The organism is Abiotrophia sp. HMSC24B09 (genome assembly GCF_001815865.1).
In the GTDB taxonomy this organism is placed as follows: domain Bacteria; phylum Bacillota; class Bacilli; order Lactobacillales; family Aerococcaceae; genus Abiotrophia.
In genome coordinates, this window is sequence record NZ_KV822195.1 from 521,377 (window position 1) to 521,687 (window position 311).

A 311-nucleotide genomic window follows, 5' to 3' on the forward strand; every position below is an offset into this window, starting at 1 on the left:
TCTTACCATCTTGGTAGTATGGTAAGTTAGTCCAAGTCACTAAACCGCCTTCTTTTGGTACATCCTTAGCTTCACCATAGTTAGCACCATCACGTTTGAGTTGGAACTTGACAGACGGACGCTTACTTGCATCTTGATCGCCAGCCCATACCTTGGTTACTTTGAACTCGGTAGTACGATAAGTATTGGTTACAGTAGCGCTTGTTGCAGTTTGATTGCTATAGGCTACTTCATAGCCAGTACCTTCTATGCCAGTTTCTTCAACAGTGTAGACAGATGGATCAGTCTTACCATCTTGGTAGTATGGTAAG

At 43.1% G+C, this 311-nt stretch carries 1 protein-coding gene; it reads right to left on the bottom strand.

The genetic code is table 11. From position 1 onward, the window contains the following. Positions 1 to 311: Cna B-type domain-containing protein (locus HMPREF3093_RS09750; protein ID WP_180363255.1), on the bottom strand; the 311-nt coding region annotated here is incomplete at both ends.